Origin of the sequence: uncultured Bacteroides sp. (genome assembly GCF_910586915.1) — a bacterium.
Taxonomy (GTDB): Bacteria; Bacteroidota; Bacteroidia; order Bacteroidales; family Bacteroidaceae; genus Bacteroides.
In genome coordinates, this window is record NZ_CAJULN010000028.1 from 20,871 (window position 1) to 34,633 (window position 13,763).

Below are 13,763 nucleotides of genomic sequence, written 5' to 3' on the forward strand. Positions count from 1 at the left end.
TTGGTTTCATTGCTTGAAACGCTCGTTCCCAAGCAATGGGAACGAGTGTATCATTGCTTGGCACGGCTTGTCTCAAGCAATGATAATTTGCCTCCTGTGCTTGGTGGAAAGTGGGCGGCAGGCTGTTATTTGCCTGATAAAATCTGAACGATACGTTCTGCGGTGCGTCCGTCCCAACGCTCGGGAAGTTCGCCGCGTTTCCATTCGCCTGCCATCAGCCTGTCCATCGCTCTGGCAAGTTGGGCCGGGTCTTCTCCGACAAGTTCGTTGGTTCCCATGCGCCAGGTTTCCGGATGTTCGGCATAGGTGTTGAGGGTCATGCAGGGGATACCCAAGAAGGTGGTTTCTTCGGCTACATTGCCGGAGTCGGTGATGATTCCTTTCGCCTGGTGAATCAGATAGCCGAATACGAGGTAATTCTGAGGCGGCATGATATGCAGATTGGGCGCTTCGACACCCAGTTCTTTGATAGCGTTGCGTACATACGTGTGCAGGGGCGCTACGATGGGCAGGCCGGCTGATTTTTCAATCATTGTTTTCAAAAGTTGCCGCAGGTTCTCTTTGTCGTTGAGCAAGGCGCGGCGGTTGAGGGTGAGCAGGAGATAATTGCCCTCCTGTAGCCCTAACACCGAAAACCACATTGGTCTGAGCAGCCGGTTGCGGTTGTAGCGGATGGTGTCGATAAGGATGTTGCCTACATAATATACGTTCTCGCTCTCCGTGCCTGTCTGGTTCAGGTTACGGTTGGCCACCATACCGGCTGTGAACAGGTAGTCGGAGAGTCCGTCCGTAATCATACGGTTCACCTCTTTGGGCATCTTCATGTCGAAAGAGCGGGTTCCGGCTACGAGGTGTGCCACCTTGACTCCCTGTTTCTTGGCAACGATGGCGCAACTCATCGTGGCGGTCAGGTCGTCCACCACGAGAACAACGTGTGCGGGGTTCTCGGTCAGTTCCTGTTCGAAGGCTATCATGATTCCTGCCGTCAGGCTCGTCGGATTATTGCTTTCCACTCTTAGGTAGGCGTCGGGAGCTTTCATGTCGAGGTCTGAAAAGAGAGAAGCGTCCAGACTCGTATCCTCTTTTCTGCCCGTGTAGACCAATCGGTAGGAGATACTTTTACCCAGCGCCCGTGCGGCTTCAATAGCGCGTGTAATGGGGGCTATCTTCATGAAATTGGGGCGTGCCCCGGCAACAATTGTTATTTTCATCTTATTTTCTGTCAAATTCGATTTAATTCGTGAAGCAAATGTACATTTTCTTCCGGAATTTATTTGTTACTTTGCACACAAAATAACAAATATATGCCCACATTCGTTCAAATTCTTGATTTTATAGGCACATTTGCCTTTGCTATTAGTGGTATCCGGCTGGCTTCGGCGAAGCGTTTCGACTGGTTCGGAGCCTATGTTGTCGGACTTGCCACGGCTATCGGTGGCGGTACTATCCGTGATGTTCTGCTCGATGTCCCCCCCGGGTGGATGACAGACCCCATTTATCTGATTTGTACGGGACTGGCTCTGCTATGGGTCATCTGCTTCGGACGCTGGCTTATCCGTCTCAACAATACGTTCTTTATTTTCGACAGCATCGGGCTGGCGCTGTTCACCGTGGTAGGTGTGGGCAAGAGTATTGCCTTAGGCTATCCTTTCTGGGTGGCAATCATCATGGGTAGTATCACGGGAGCGGCAGGCGGTGTGATACGGGATGTCTTTATCAATGAGATTCCTCTGATATTCCGAAAGGAGATTTACGCAATGGCTTGTGTGGTGGGAGGTATTGCCTACTGGCTTTGCCACGTCGCCGGACTTGAACCGTACGTATGTCAGCTCATCGGCGGGTCGTCCGTATTCCTGACCCGTATCTTGGCCGTGAAATATCATATCTGCCTGCCTATATTGAAAGGTGGCGACGAGGTGAAGGAAGAGTGACGGCGGTCTATTCGTTGTCCTTCATATCCAACTCTCCCTGGAAACTGATGGATTGCCGGTTCTGCATATTGACATCTATGCTTGCCGAACCGTTGGGGTATATTTTTGCCTTGAATTCATAACTGTCTTCCGTATTGCGGGCAATGAAGCGGATAACGGCATTTCCTTTCTTATCCGTTTTCATTGTATATTCTTTGATGGGTGCCTTGAAATTCAGCCCCATCCCACCGCCGTAAGGGATGCTGTAGGCACGTCCGAAATAGGGCAGGCTGGAGATGACCGAATCATTTCTGACTTCCAGTGAATAGGAGGAGGAGAGGGGAATGGAACGGCCGCGCATCGGCAGGGCAGTCTGTGCGTCTATCTTGTAATTCTCGGATGCGACGAGTTTCATCACTGCTTCTTTCTTCTGTTCCTTTTTCTCTTTTTTACTCTGGGCCGAAAGGGTAGGGAACCCTGTTGATAAGGCCAATAATAACATTAGAATTTGTTTCTTCGTTTTCATATCCGGTATAATTAGGTTATTGTATATAGGACGTTTCACCACAGAGGACACAGAGTCTCACAGAGTTTTTTCTTCTTTGTAACATCGGATTATATTGATTGGGTATCAATGAAACAATAAGAACTCTGTGAGACTCTGTGTCCTCTGTGGTGAAAAATACCTGTTTTAGTTGGCAGTCGCCTGCGCTTCTTTAATCATCTGTTCGCTTGCGTACATATATACTTCGACACGGCGGTTCTGCTCGCGTCCGGCTGCAGTATCGTTGCTTGCGATAGGGTCGCTTTCACCCATTCCCTGTACACCTTTGATTTGGTTGGGAGTGACACCGCAACTCAGCAGATAGCTGGATACACTCTGTGCGCGTTCTTGCGACAGGTTCAGGTTCTTTTGCTGGCTTTGTGCAGCAGTACTGTTCTTCCAGCCCTGATTGTCGGTGTATCCGTAGATAGATACGTCCATGTCGCGGTTTTGGTTAAGCACATTGTTGGCAAATTTGCTCAAGGCAGATTTGGCTCCTGCACTCAGGTTCGCATTGCCGGTAGTGAAAAGAATGCCCGAATCGAACGTTACTTTCACGGCCTGCAATCCGTTGTTGTCTGTAATCTGTTCCACTTGTGCGCCCTCGATTCGTTTTGCTTCGGCAGCAGCCTTGTCCATCTTCTTGCCGATAAGGGCACCGGTTCCGGCTCCTACCGCCGTACCCACGGCAGCACCGATAGCGGCACCTTTGCCTTTACCAATCACACCGCCTAAGATTGCACCTAATGCAGCACCCGAACCACCGCCGATGGCAGCTCCCTTACCCGTGTTGTTCATACTTCCACAACTTCCGAATATCATGGCAATGCTCATAAAGAGAACCATAAATTTCATCTTGTTCATAATGTTGACGTTTTTATTAGTTAATAAAATATAGTTTCGTGCGACTCATATCGCACAATAATAACACCGCAAAGATACATATTATTTGGCAAGCGCATACTTTTTAAGTTAAAATAACTTGGACGTCCCTTTATTCCCTGCATATTGGAATTCTGTAATCGAAATGGAGGCGGAAATATTAAAAATTACTATCTTCGCGCGTCCGAATTATTAATTAAACAAAGTACATGGATACTATGAAACAGAAATTTTCGACTCTTTTCTTCCTGCTGTTTCTTTTGCTGGCAGCTTCTCGGGTAGTGGCTCAAAATGCTCCCAAACCTTTTGATATCGAACAACCTTCATTGCGTGTATTCCTTCCGGAGCCGGAGTTGGCAACCGGCCGCGCGGTGGTAGCCTGTCCCGGAGGCGGATATTCCCACCTGGCTGTTGACCACGAAGGGTATGACTGGGCACCGTATTTCAACAAACAAGGTATTGCGCTGATTGTTCTCAAATACCGTATGCCCAAAGGCGACCGCACGCTTCCTATGTCGGATGCCGAAGCTGCCATGAAGATGGTGCGCGACAGTGCCGATGTCTGGAACCTGAATCCGAACGATATCGGTATCATGGGCTTTTCCGCCGGCGGTCATCTTGCCTCTACGATTGCTACTCACGCCAAACCCGAACTCCGTCCGGATTTCCAGATTCTCTTTTATCCCGTAATCACGATGGATAAATCTTATACCCATATGGGGTCGCGCAATAACCTTTTGGGCAAGGATGCTTCTGCCGAACTGGAAACGCAATATTCCAATGAAAAGCAAGTGACCAAAGAGACCCCGCGTGCTTTCATCGTTTACAGCGACGACGACAAGACAGTTCCCCCTGCCAACGGCGTGAACTATTATCTGGCTCTGAAGAAACACAACGTACCTGCTGTCCTCCATATCTATCCTTCCGGCGGACATGGATGGGGAATTCGTGAGGGCTTTCTTTATAAGAACGAAATGTTGGACGAGCTGACTTCCTGGCTGCGCAGCTTCAAAGTTCCTCATAAAGATGCTGTCCGTGTGGCTTGTATCGGCAATAGCATTACATACGGGGTCTGTATCAAGAACCGCGACCGCGACAGTTATCCTGCCGTATTGGGACGCATGATGGGGGATGCATATTGGGTGAGAAATTTCGGAGTGAGTGCCCGCACTTTACTGAATAAGGGCGACCGTCCTTATATGAATGAAAAAGCCTTCCGGGATGCATTGGCCTTCAACCCTGATGTCGTAGTCATCAAGCTCGGAACAAATGACAGCAAATCGTCCAACTGGAAGCACAAGGCGGACTTTACAAAAGACTTACAGACAATGGTGGATGCTTTCAAAGCATTGCCTGCCCACCCTCAAATTTATCTCTGCTATCCTTCCAAAGCATATCTGACCGGTACGGGTATCAGCGATGAAGTCATTTCGAAAGAGATTATCCCAATGATAAAGAAGGTTGCTAAGAAAAATAACCTGCCCGTCATTGACCTTCATACGGCAATGGACGGAATGCCCCAACTCTTCCCGGACAAGATTCATCCGAATGAAGCGGGTGCCGAAATAATGGCGAAAGCCGTTTATCAGGCCTTGAAGAAGTAACGGGAATGTAATAATCGCCATAGAGCCCGGTTGGAATTCTGTCGAAAAGAGTTCTGACCGGGTATTTAAAAAACTCCCATATCCCAAATAGATTATCGGTCGGTTTTATTTATCTTGACATCATTACGTTTCTCAAGAAATTCCTTTTTGCCGATAAAAGTTTGTGAGCCGGAAACTCCTCCAGCATACTCAAAGACAATAGAATCGTTATAGACAATCAGATATTCGTAGGCATTTAAACTGTCCTGTTGGTTACGAGTAAGGGGTTGGTCATAAAATCGGAACGAATACATTCCCATTCCGATACGTTTGAATAGCAGAGTGGAATAGCCTGAATTTGAATAGTTGTTAATGTCAATCCCTATACAACCGCAGAATTCTTCCAATTCTCGTTTTAGATTCTTCATATCCGTTTCACTCAAAATATCGGACTGTGGGACATCTGTGAAACCATAACAATATCTTGTCGGTTTTGGTACGTCCCCTGACAGACTTTACAAACGAATAAATCCAGAATCCGATGATAGGAATGGTAATGAAGAATACCACCAGTGCAGCAACTAATAATAGATAATACCAAAAATCGTCTGCGTCTGCCGATGCAATCATCAAAACAAACAACCATATCGTGACTATTGCCACAGCGACATATCGCATGAATCGCAGAAATACCTGCCGTTTATTTATCGGCTGACTTATTCTTTTATCGTCCATATTCACAATTGATGTTATGTTTATGTGCGTAATCTTTGATTTTTTACTTTGTTTGCCTCACTGCACCTTGCACTAAATTTCAATACTTATTTTTCCGTCTATTCTCCATTATCGTTTCAAAATTTTCTTGTCCCCATTGTTTCAACTGCTTTAAATGAGGTATTAAAGTTTCTCCAAATTCTGATACATAATATTCCACTTTAGGTGGAACTGAGGGATATATTTTTCTATTTACCAATCCGTCCGTTACCAATGACCGCAAAACAGAAGATAGCATCTTTTCTGATATAGAGGGAATTGTTTTATATAGTTCGTTGAAACGTATTACTCCATTCTCGTGTAGCTTCAATAAAACGACCAAAGCCCATTTGTCTCCCAACCATTCCAGTATAGGGGAAGCCGAACAATAATCATAATCTAACTTTTTTCGCATTTTTTCCGTCCTTGAATACATTGATATTGAGAAAAACTAACTCAAACGTAAGTGGCTGACAGATAGTACAGTTCTTCTTTTTTAAAAAAGAACATCCTAACTTCGCACTACAAAAATACGGAAAATAACTAATTCCAAGTGCTTAATTTATAATTATATGGAACTATTACATTTTACGGGACAAGTATGGCGACCACCATACGAAGCAAGTTCCCAACTCTTACAGGTAACTGCCGGATGTACTCACAACAAGTGCAAATTTTGTAGTTTGTATCACGGAACAAAGTTTCGTCTATCTCCTATTACGGAAGTCGAAGAAGATTTGAAAGTGATACGAAGTTACCAGCCCAAAGCTCGGCGAGTGTTTTTAACGGGGGCTAATCCATTTGTGTTAAGTTATAACAGGTTGCTTGATTTAGGTCTTTTAATCAGGAAATATCTTCGCTATTGTGAAAGCATCGGTATGTTTGCCCGTATTTCGGACATTAAATCGAAAACAGTAGAAGAACTGAAGAACCTGCGTCATTTAGGTTTCGACAGCATCAGTATCGGAACGGAATCGGGCGATGATGATACATTGGCCGTAATGAACAAGGGATATTCGGCTAATGATATTATCGAGCAATGCAAGAAGCTGGAAGAAGCTAATATCAGATATAATTTCGTATATCTGACAGGGCTTGCAGGAAAAGGCAAGGGTGAGCGGAACGCTATCAATACTGCCAATGTGTTCAATCAGTTGCACCCCTTTACCATAAACTTTGTATCGCTGACCGTATTTCCCGAATCAGAACTATACGAAGAAATAAAGCGTGGTAATTTTATAGAAGCGACCGAACACGAACGGTTGTTAGAATTACGGACTTTCATTTCAAAGCTCTGTATAGAAACAACTTTGTTAGGAAATACGGTGTCAAACACAGTCCCGTTTATCGGAATGATACCTAATGATAAAGCTCGGCTACTTAATGAATTAGATTTGGCAATAAAGAATATTGGAGAGGGAGAATTAAGACAATATAGAGATAGCATTAAATCACTGTAACAGTTCATTACATAAAAGAATTATGTAAATCATTTAAATAGCTATCTTCCATTTAGAAAATAGCTATTTATGGTAACTAACTTCGTAACATATTGATTAATTTTGCTCTCAATAATAGAAACGACAATGGAAACAGATATAGAAACCAAATATTGCCAAACCTGCGGAATACCCTTAGATATTGACTACAACAATAATCTTGGGGTAAATACGAGTGCGGAATATTGCGACTATTGTTTGAAGCATGGTGTCAAGGGCTACGATTTCTCGATGGACTATCTGATTTACCTTTGGGGGCTTTTCCCCGAAGAGTATTATAAAGAAGTAGGTATATCCTATACTTCACAGGAAATCAGAGAGGTAATGTCAAAACGGCTTCCCGAAATAAAACGGTGGAAACAAAAAATCAATACAGCCCACGTGTTATATGAGCTGATTGTAAGGGTACAAGAATACATTAACCGCCATTTGTTCGAGGAACTTAGTTTAGATGCCCTATCGCAAACGGCAGGTATTTCCAAATACCATTTCCGGCGTGTTTTCAAGGCTGTATGTGGTGAAAATGTCGGGCTTTACATTCAACGGCTAAGATTGGAATATATCGCTTTCAAGTTAATTTCAACCGATATAAGTGTTACAGAATTGTTATGCCACATAAACTACCAAAATAAACATACACTTTCAAGGGCATTCAAAAGTTATTTTAAGTGTACGATACCGGAATTTCGTAAACTACATTCCAATGCTAACCCCGCAGGAATGTATCCGGTGCAAATTGTTCCTTGCATTGAGAAAGTTCCGCCTGTTCGTATTGCCTGTTTGAAACTGGAATGGACGGAACATATAAACCATGATTTTACGGTATTATGGAAACAGATTCTACGTCTTTCTGAAAATTGCGGTTTACAGTCAAGTGGCTGTAAATTTATAAGCCTTACATTGGATTGTCCGCTAATTTCTTCAGAAGAACAAACCCGTTTCATGGTGGGTATAACCGTTACGGAATCATTTAACGTTCCCAATGGCTTTTCTGTTCATGAAATAGAAGCCGGAGAATATGCAGTGTTTCAATTCAAGGGGTTATATCACGAGTTGAACAGAGTATATCGTTACATATACCTTGATTGGTTGCCGACAAGTGGATATGCGCTACGGGAGCCTTACACATTTGAAACCTATCTCAATACTCCCGAAAAGACCCCTGTTTCGGAGTTGAGAACGGATATTTATATTCCTATTGTGCGAAAGGACAAATGAATGACTTAAATAAGGAAATTGAACAACAGCTAAGAAATGAAAATGCCGATTTTGTTCACTTCGTGGATATTTCCATGCTGGATATACGACAAAACCGGGGTTTTCCCTACGCCCTACTGATAGGAATTGCCATAAATCCACATTTTATCAAAACTGTACATGATAGTCCCGATTATGTGCATACCCTCAGCGATGAATATGCACAGGCAGAAAAACGGGTGGGAATGATTGCAGACAAACTGGCTGGGCGGCTTATCAGCAAAGGTTACAAAGCATTATCACAGTCCGACAATGCCTTGATAACCGAGAATACATTTGACTTCACAACAAAAACATCCGTTTTACCACATAAGACCATTGCCGTACTTAGTGGTACTGGTTATATTGGCAAAAACAACCTGTTCATCACGGCTGAATATGGAGCGGCACAATGTCTTGGCTCTGTCCTAACAAATGCCCCTTTATCAATAATGGAACACGAAATCAAGTCGTCGCAATGCGGTAATTGTAATATATGCAGGGATGTATGCCCACAAAAAGCGTTAAACGGGGTTGTATGGGACATGAATGTTTCAAGGGATGAGATAGTAAATGTTTATGACTGTGTTACGTGCTTGAAATGTTTGGTTTATTGCCCGAAAACAAAGGCATACATGAAACGACATATCACTATGAAGTAAGATGAAGGGGTATATAGGTAATATATTGCAGGAAATAGACATAGAGATTGACGAAATCGACCTCTACGGCTATGATATTATCGAAACCTCTCTTTCAATGGTACATAAGCTGCAAACGGTTCTTGATGATTTGAGAACTAAAATACAAACCTATATATTTCCAACCAAAGAGGACGAAATCTTATTTTTCAAGACACAGAAACCGGAAATACTCGGTCGGTTGCTATTCTTCTATAAGATATACAAGATTGAAACACAATGTCCTAATGGTAGCGATGAAGTGATTAGGAATTATATCAATCGGGAACTGGATAATCTGACCTATTTCTTCAATCGCAATTTGGACTTTTATCAATACTACCGTTCACACTCCACTGTGTACGATGAATATTATTTTGTTCGTGGAAAGGCAGATTTGCGGTTATGTACCGATAGCGCACAGTTTGACAAAGACCCTAATTTCTCAACTGGATATGACTATAAAGTGGCAAAGATTATTGCCAATGAAATGCTGCGCATTTATCTGAATAAGCGATTGGTGAAACTGGTAACGAATAATCAGATAGAAGATAACCTACAAAGATGCTTCAAATATCCGTTCCGCTTCACAGGCAAAAAGTCATATCTTATCGAACTGGGATATTCTCTTGTATCTTCGGGCGACATAAACAATGGCAACGTGGAAATAAAAGAAATGATGAATTTCCTTAGCACGATATTCCACATTGATTTAGGGGATTATTACGCTTCATACATAGCCATGAAAGAGAGAAAAGACCGGACGGCGTATCTTCATCATCTGATAGATAATCTTGTTAAGCGGATGAACGAAGATGACATAAAATAACACTTTGTATTTCAGTATGTAAAAGTACCATGTTCACCCCAACATGGTACTTTTTTTTATGGTGAAATATACTTTGAAAAATAACATTTTGGGGAGCTTTTACGCCGATATTTCCCTAAAATAGCCTGAAAAAAGTAATACCATGATAGATATAACCATGACTTTTAGGTTATTTCTTCTCCCGAACTTTGCGGTAAATCAATAAGTTAGCAATATGGAGATAATAACATTTGAGTCAAAAGCCTATAAGGAACTTGACAACAAGATTACCACCATAGCAAACTTTATCTTTAACCGTTTGGACGAAAACAAAACGAATGAAGATGAAATTTGGGTGGATAGTTACGAGGTCTGTACATTTCTTCAAATCAGTGACCGTACATTACAACGCTTACGGGTAAATGGCACTATTGCCTATTCCAACATTGGGGGACGTTGTTACTATAAAATAGGCGAATTAAAACGCCTGTTGGAAGAACGGCTGATAAAAAGTAATGATGAATGTATGCGTAATTTGGTTGCAAATCATGAGGCTTATGCTAAAGAAAGACGAAATTCTAAGCAGGACAAATAACGGATTGTCTGTTTTCAAACACTATCTGCCCGGCAACTGGCGCATTGGTCGGAACTTCCTTAACCCATTGTACGAGGACAGCAAGGCTTCCTGTAATATCTACTTCGACCGCCATAGCGGTATGTACAAGATGAAAGACTTCGGTAACGACAATTATAGCGGCGATTGTTTCTTCTTCGTGGGGCAGTTAAAGGGGCTGGACTGCAATAGGGCGGCTGACTTCGTGGAGATACTGGAAATCATCGACCGGGATTTGGGCTTAGGGCTGGCTTCCGGCACTACGGTTTCCATTCCCCCGGCAACCGTCCGCCGGGGAGTGCCGGACAAACCCGTAGAAACACCCGAAAAAACCGTCAAGCCCTACCAGTTTCGGGAGCAGAAGTTTCCGCTTGCCGAACTGGTATATTGGCAACAGTACGGTATCACACCCGAACTGCTGGAGCGTTACAAGGTCTGTTCGCTCCGGGAGTACCACAGCGAAACGGCAGAGGGGAACCTCTACGCCTACACTTCATCGGTGACAGAACCCATGTACGGCTACAAGGGCAGACAGCACATCAAGCTGTACCGCCCGTTCTCCACACCCCGTTTCCTCTACGGCGGCAGCTTCGGCGAAAACTACTGTTTCGGGCTGGAGCAACTGCCCGCCAAAGGCGATACGCTATTCATCACGGGTGGCGAGAAGGATGTACTTTCGCTGGCGGCACACGGTTTTCACGCTATCTGCTTCAACAGCGAAACGGTGACGATACCGCCCACGCTGGTTTATCGGCTGACGTTCCGCTTCAAACACATCGTCCTGCTCTTTGACATGGACAAGACTGGCAGGGAAAGTTCATGCAAGCAGGAAAAGCTATTGGAAGAATTTGGCGTGAAACGTCTGCTGCTACCACTTTCGGGAACGAAAGAGGAAAAGGACATATCCGACTACTTCAAAGCCGGGAACACCCGTGAAGATTTCCTGAAACTGTTTATAGAATTTTTAGACAACCTGTATAGCGACACACTAATTATGCTAAAATCATGCGAGATAGATTTCAACAACCCGCCAGCCAAAGCGCAAGAGATTATTTCGGCGGGTGACGTTCCGTTAGGAACACAAGGCAACCTGTTCGGCATCACCGGGGGCGAGGGAACGGGAAAGAGCAATTATGTAGCCGCAATCGTAGCAGGGTGTATCTGTCCGGTTGGTGCGGACATAGATACACTGGGCATACAGATAACCGCCAACGGCAGGCACAAGGCAGTCTTGCTTTATGACACCGAACAGTCGGAAGTGCAACTGTTCAAGAATGTAAGCAACCTGCTGGCACGAGCCAAACAGCCGGATAAACCCGATGAACTGAAAGCATTCTGCCTGACGGGTATGTCACGCAAGGAACGCCTGAACGCCATTGTGCAGAGCATGGATAAGTTCTATTACCAGTACGGCGGCATCCAGTTGGTCGTCATTGACGGCATTGCAGACCTTGTTAAGAGTGCCAACGATGAAGCGGAAAGCATGGCGGTGATAGATGAACTTTATCGGTTGGCGGGAATTTACAACACCTGTATTCTTTGTGTGCTGCACTTCGTTCCGAACGGCTTGAAGCTGCGGGGACATTTGGGTAGCGAGTTGCAGCGCAAGGCGGCTACAATCCTTTCGATAGAGAAAGACGAAGAACCTGCCCAGTCAGTGGTAAAAGCACTGAAAGTAAGGGACGGAAGCCCGCTGGACGTGCCGCTGATGCTCTTTGCATGGGATAAGAAAGCCGGGATGCACGTGTACAAGGGTGAGAAGCCCCGTGAGGAAAAAGAGAAGCGCAAGGAAAGGGAACTGGTAGGCGTTGCCCATGACATTTTCGGGCGACAGACACATATCACTTATATAGACCTTTGCGAACAATTACAGCAGGTCTTGGATGTTAAAGAACGCACCGCAAAGAGTTATATCCGCTTTATGCGTGAACGGGAGATTATCATTAAAGACCCGGTGAACCAAAGCTATTTTATGATAGGTCTTATTTAATCCGGTAGCCTTATGTATATAGATAAAGAAAACTTCGTGGCTTGGATGGAGCGTATTATGGATAGGCTCGATATGCAGGACAAAAAGATAGACCGTCTGTTAAGCGGTCACAATTATCTGAACGGTGAAAAACTCCTTGACAATCAGGATTTGTGCTTTATGCTGAAAGTGAGTACCAAAACCTTGCAACGTTACCGGAAGAAAGGAATACTGCCTTACTTGACGTTAGACGGAAAATATTTCTACCGTGCAAGTGACATACACAAGTTAATCCGTGAACGCATGGATTAAGTGATAATCAATATCATATATTTTCTTCTTGAATCCTGTCTTGTTATGATAATAAGGCAGGATTTCTATTATTTGCAAGGTTATTTCGGTGATTTTCGCTACTTTTGCAAAAGTAACATAAGAGAATAACGGCGATTGAACAGTTTTGGCTGCAATATCGTCATTATATATAACATATTCGTTCGCCGAATATCTCACTACGAAAACTGGCACTTTTCAAAAGAAACGGGATTTTCAGCGCAATGTCTATGCTATGCTTTGTCATAGCGTGGACTTGCCTGTTTCGTTTCTTTGGGTATGCCAGTACCTCATAGTGGAGCAGTGTAAGTTCACGCTTCTTTTTTGAGGTATCAACGAATAGGTTGAAAAAGATTATCAACTGTTTAATACCTGATAGGATGAAACAAATTAAAGCGCATATCGCCGTATCTCTTGACGGACATACAGCCACCTTAGATAAGGAACTGGATTGGTTACCCGATGAAGTAAAAACTATCGTTGGCAAATACTATTTGGATGCAGATTGCCTGCTTATGGGGGCGAACACCTACAACTACATCTTTGAACACTGGGGCGGGTGGCCGCACAAAAGCAAACGGTCTTTTGTGGTGTCACACTACGACACTAACGTAACGCCGGACTGCGGCGTGGAGTTCCTGACCGAAGAACCGCTGCAAAGGGTCTATGAACTGAAACAGAAAACCGACATACTGGTGGTGGGCGGTGGCAAGCTGCTTACTTCATTGATTAAAGCCGGGTTGCTGGACAGCCTGACGATATACACCGTCCCGGTCATGGCGGGCAAAGGCATCGGCTTTATTGGGGAAACATTCGGCTCATATTGGAAACTCTCGGAAAGCAGGGTGCTGGATAACGGGGTGGTCTGTTCGACCTACCTGTTTGGCGGGAGCGTATAAAAAATGGAGGTGTGTCAAAATGCACACCTCTTTTTTTATGCACAAAGCCCCGACTTT

At 44.2% G+C, this 13,763-nt stretch carries 16 protein-coding genes; 10 read left to right on the forward strand and 6 right to left on the reverse strand.

The genetic code is table 11. The features are described from left to right. Positions 1 to 125: 125 nt before the first annotated feature. A complete protein-coding gene (locus QZ331_RS10350) occupies positions 126 to 1,211 on the reverse strand; it encodes a UDP-N-acetyl glucosamine 2-epimerase (protein ID WP_294629967.1) in 1,086 nt (361 codons plus the stop codon). A gap of 93 nt (positions 1,212 to 1,304) precedes the next feature. Here QZ331_RS10350 and QZ331_RS10355 point away from each other — a divergent pair, with 93 nt between their 5' ends. After that, entirely contained in the window at positions 1,305 to 1,931 is a 627-nt protein-coding gene (locus QZ331_RS10355) for a trimeric intracellular cation channel family protein (RefSeq protein ID WP_294629969.1), read from the forward strand. A 7-nt stretch (positions 1,932 to 1,938) separates the two neighbouring features. Here the strand turns inward: QZ331_RS10355 and QZ331_RS10360 are convergent, their stop codons facing one another. Continuing rightward, positions 1,939 to 2,436, reverse strand: a complete 498-nt coding sequence (locus tag QZ331_RS10360) for a DUF4251 domain-containing protein (protein ID WP_294629971.1) — start codon at positions 2,434 to 2,436, stop codon at positions 1,939 to 1,941. Between the two features lie 165 nt (positions 2,437 to 2,601). After that, positions 2,602 to 3,318, reverse strand: a complete 717-nt coding sequence (locus QZ331_RS10365; RefSeq protein ID WP_294629973.1) for an OmpA family protein — start codon at positions 3,316 to 3,318, stop codon at positions 2,602 to 2,604. Between the two features lie 236 nt (positions 3,319 to 3,554). Here QZ331_RS10365 and QZ331_RS10370 point away from each other — a divergent pair, with 236 nt between their 5' ends. Next, entirely contained in the window at positions 3,555 to 4,940 is a 1,386-nt protein-coding gene (locus QZ331_RS10370) for a GDSL-type esterase/lipase family protein (RefSeq protein WP_294629975.1), read from the forward strand. Between the two features lie 92 nt (positions 4,941 to 5,032). Here QZ331_RS10370 and QZ331_RS10375 read toward each other — a convergent pair whose 3' ends face one another. From QZ331_RS10375 to QZ331_RS10385, 3 genes are all read right to left on the reverse strand, one after another. Beyond that, positions 5,033 to 5,347, reverse strand: coding sequence for a hypothetical protein (locus tag QZ331_RS10375; RefSeq protein WP_294629977.1), 315 nt, complete (start codon positions 5,345 to 5,347; stop codon positions 5,033 to 5,035). Between the two features lie 7 nt (positions 5,348 to 5,354). Further along, on the reverse strand, positions 5,355 to 5,654 hold the full coding sequence (locus QZ331_RS10380; protein WP_294629979.1) for a hypothetical protein: 300 nt from the start codon (positions 5,652 to 5,654) through the stop codon (positions 5,355 to 5,357). Between the two features lie 79 nt (positions 5,655 to 5,733). Further along, positions 5,734 to 6,087, reverse strand: coding sequence for a helix-turn-helix domain-containing protein (locus tag QZ331_RS10385; protein ID WP_122139664.1), 354 nt, complete (start codon positions 6,085 to 6,087; stop codon positions 5,734 to 5,736). 157 nt (positions 6,088 to 6,244) lie between these two features. Between QZ331_RS10385 and QZ331_RS10390 the strand changes: the two genes are divergently transcribed. From QZ331_RS10390 to QZ331_RS10425, 8 genes are all read left to right on the forward strand, one after another. Further along, positions 6,245 to 7,132, forward strand: a complete 888-nt coding sequence (locus QZ331_RS10390; RefSeq protein ID WP_294629983.1) for a radical SAM protein — start codon at positions 6,245 to 6,247, stop codon at positions 7,130 to 7,132. 126 nt (positions 7,133 to 7,258) lie between these two features. Continuing rightward, positions 7,259 to 8,389: a GyrI-like domain-containing protein gene (locus tag QZ331_RS10395; RefSeq protein ID WP_294629985.1), complete on the forward strand. Its 1,131-nt coding sequence runs from the start codon at positions 7,259 to 7,261 to the stop codon at positions 8,387 to 8,389. After that, on the forward strand, positions 8,386 to 9,069 hold the full coding sequence (locus QZ331_RS10400) for a 4Fe-4S dicluster domain-containing protein (protein WP_104404246.1): 684 nt from the start codon (positions 8,386 to 8,388) through the stop codon (positions 9,067 to 9,069). Before QZ331_RS10395 ends, QZ331_RS10400 begins: the two co-directional genes overlap by 4 nt. A gap of 1 nt (position 9,070) precedes the next feature. Beyond that, positions 9,071 to 9,916, forward strand: coding sequence for an RteC domain-containing protein (locus QZ331_RS10405; protein WP_294629991.1), 846 nt, complete (start codon positions 9,071 to 9,073; stop codon positions 9,914 to 9,916). Between the two features lie 214 nt (positions 9,917 to 10,130). Then, positions 10,131 to 10,490: a helix-turn-helix domain-containing protein gene (locus QZ331_RS10410; RefSeq protein WP_294629993.1), complete on the forward strand. Its 360-nt coding sequence runs from the start codon at positions 10,131 to 10,133 to the stop codon at positions 10,488 to 10,490. Continuing rightward, a complete protein-coding gene (locus tag QZ331_RS10415; protein ID WP_294629995.1) occupies positions 10,453 to 12,498 on the forward strand; it encodes an AAA family ATPase in 2,046 nt (681 codons plus the stop codon). The genes QZ331_RS10410 and QZ331_RS10415 overlap by 38 nt, the downstream gene beginning before the upstream one ends. A 12-nt stretch (positions 12,499 to 12,510) precedes the next feature. Further along, a complete protein-coding gene (locus QZ331_RS10420) occupies positions 12,511 to 12,789 on the forward strand; it encodes a helix-turn-helix domain-containing protein (protein ID WP_016276694.1) in 279 nt (92 codons plus the stop codon). A 398-nt stretch (positions 12,790 to 13,187) separates the two neighbouring features. Beyond that, a complete protein-coding gene (locus tag QZ331_RS10425) occupies positions 13,188 to 13,706 on the forward strand; it encodes a dihydrofolate reductase family protein (RefSeq protein ID WP_294630000.1) in 519 nt (172 codons plus the stop codon). Positions 13,707 to 13,763 lie beyond the last annotated feature (57 nt).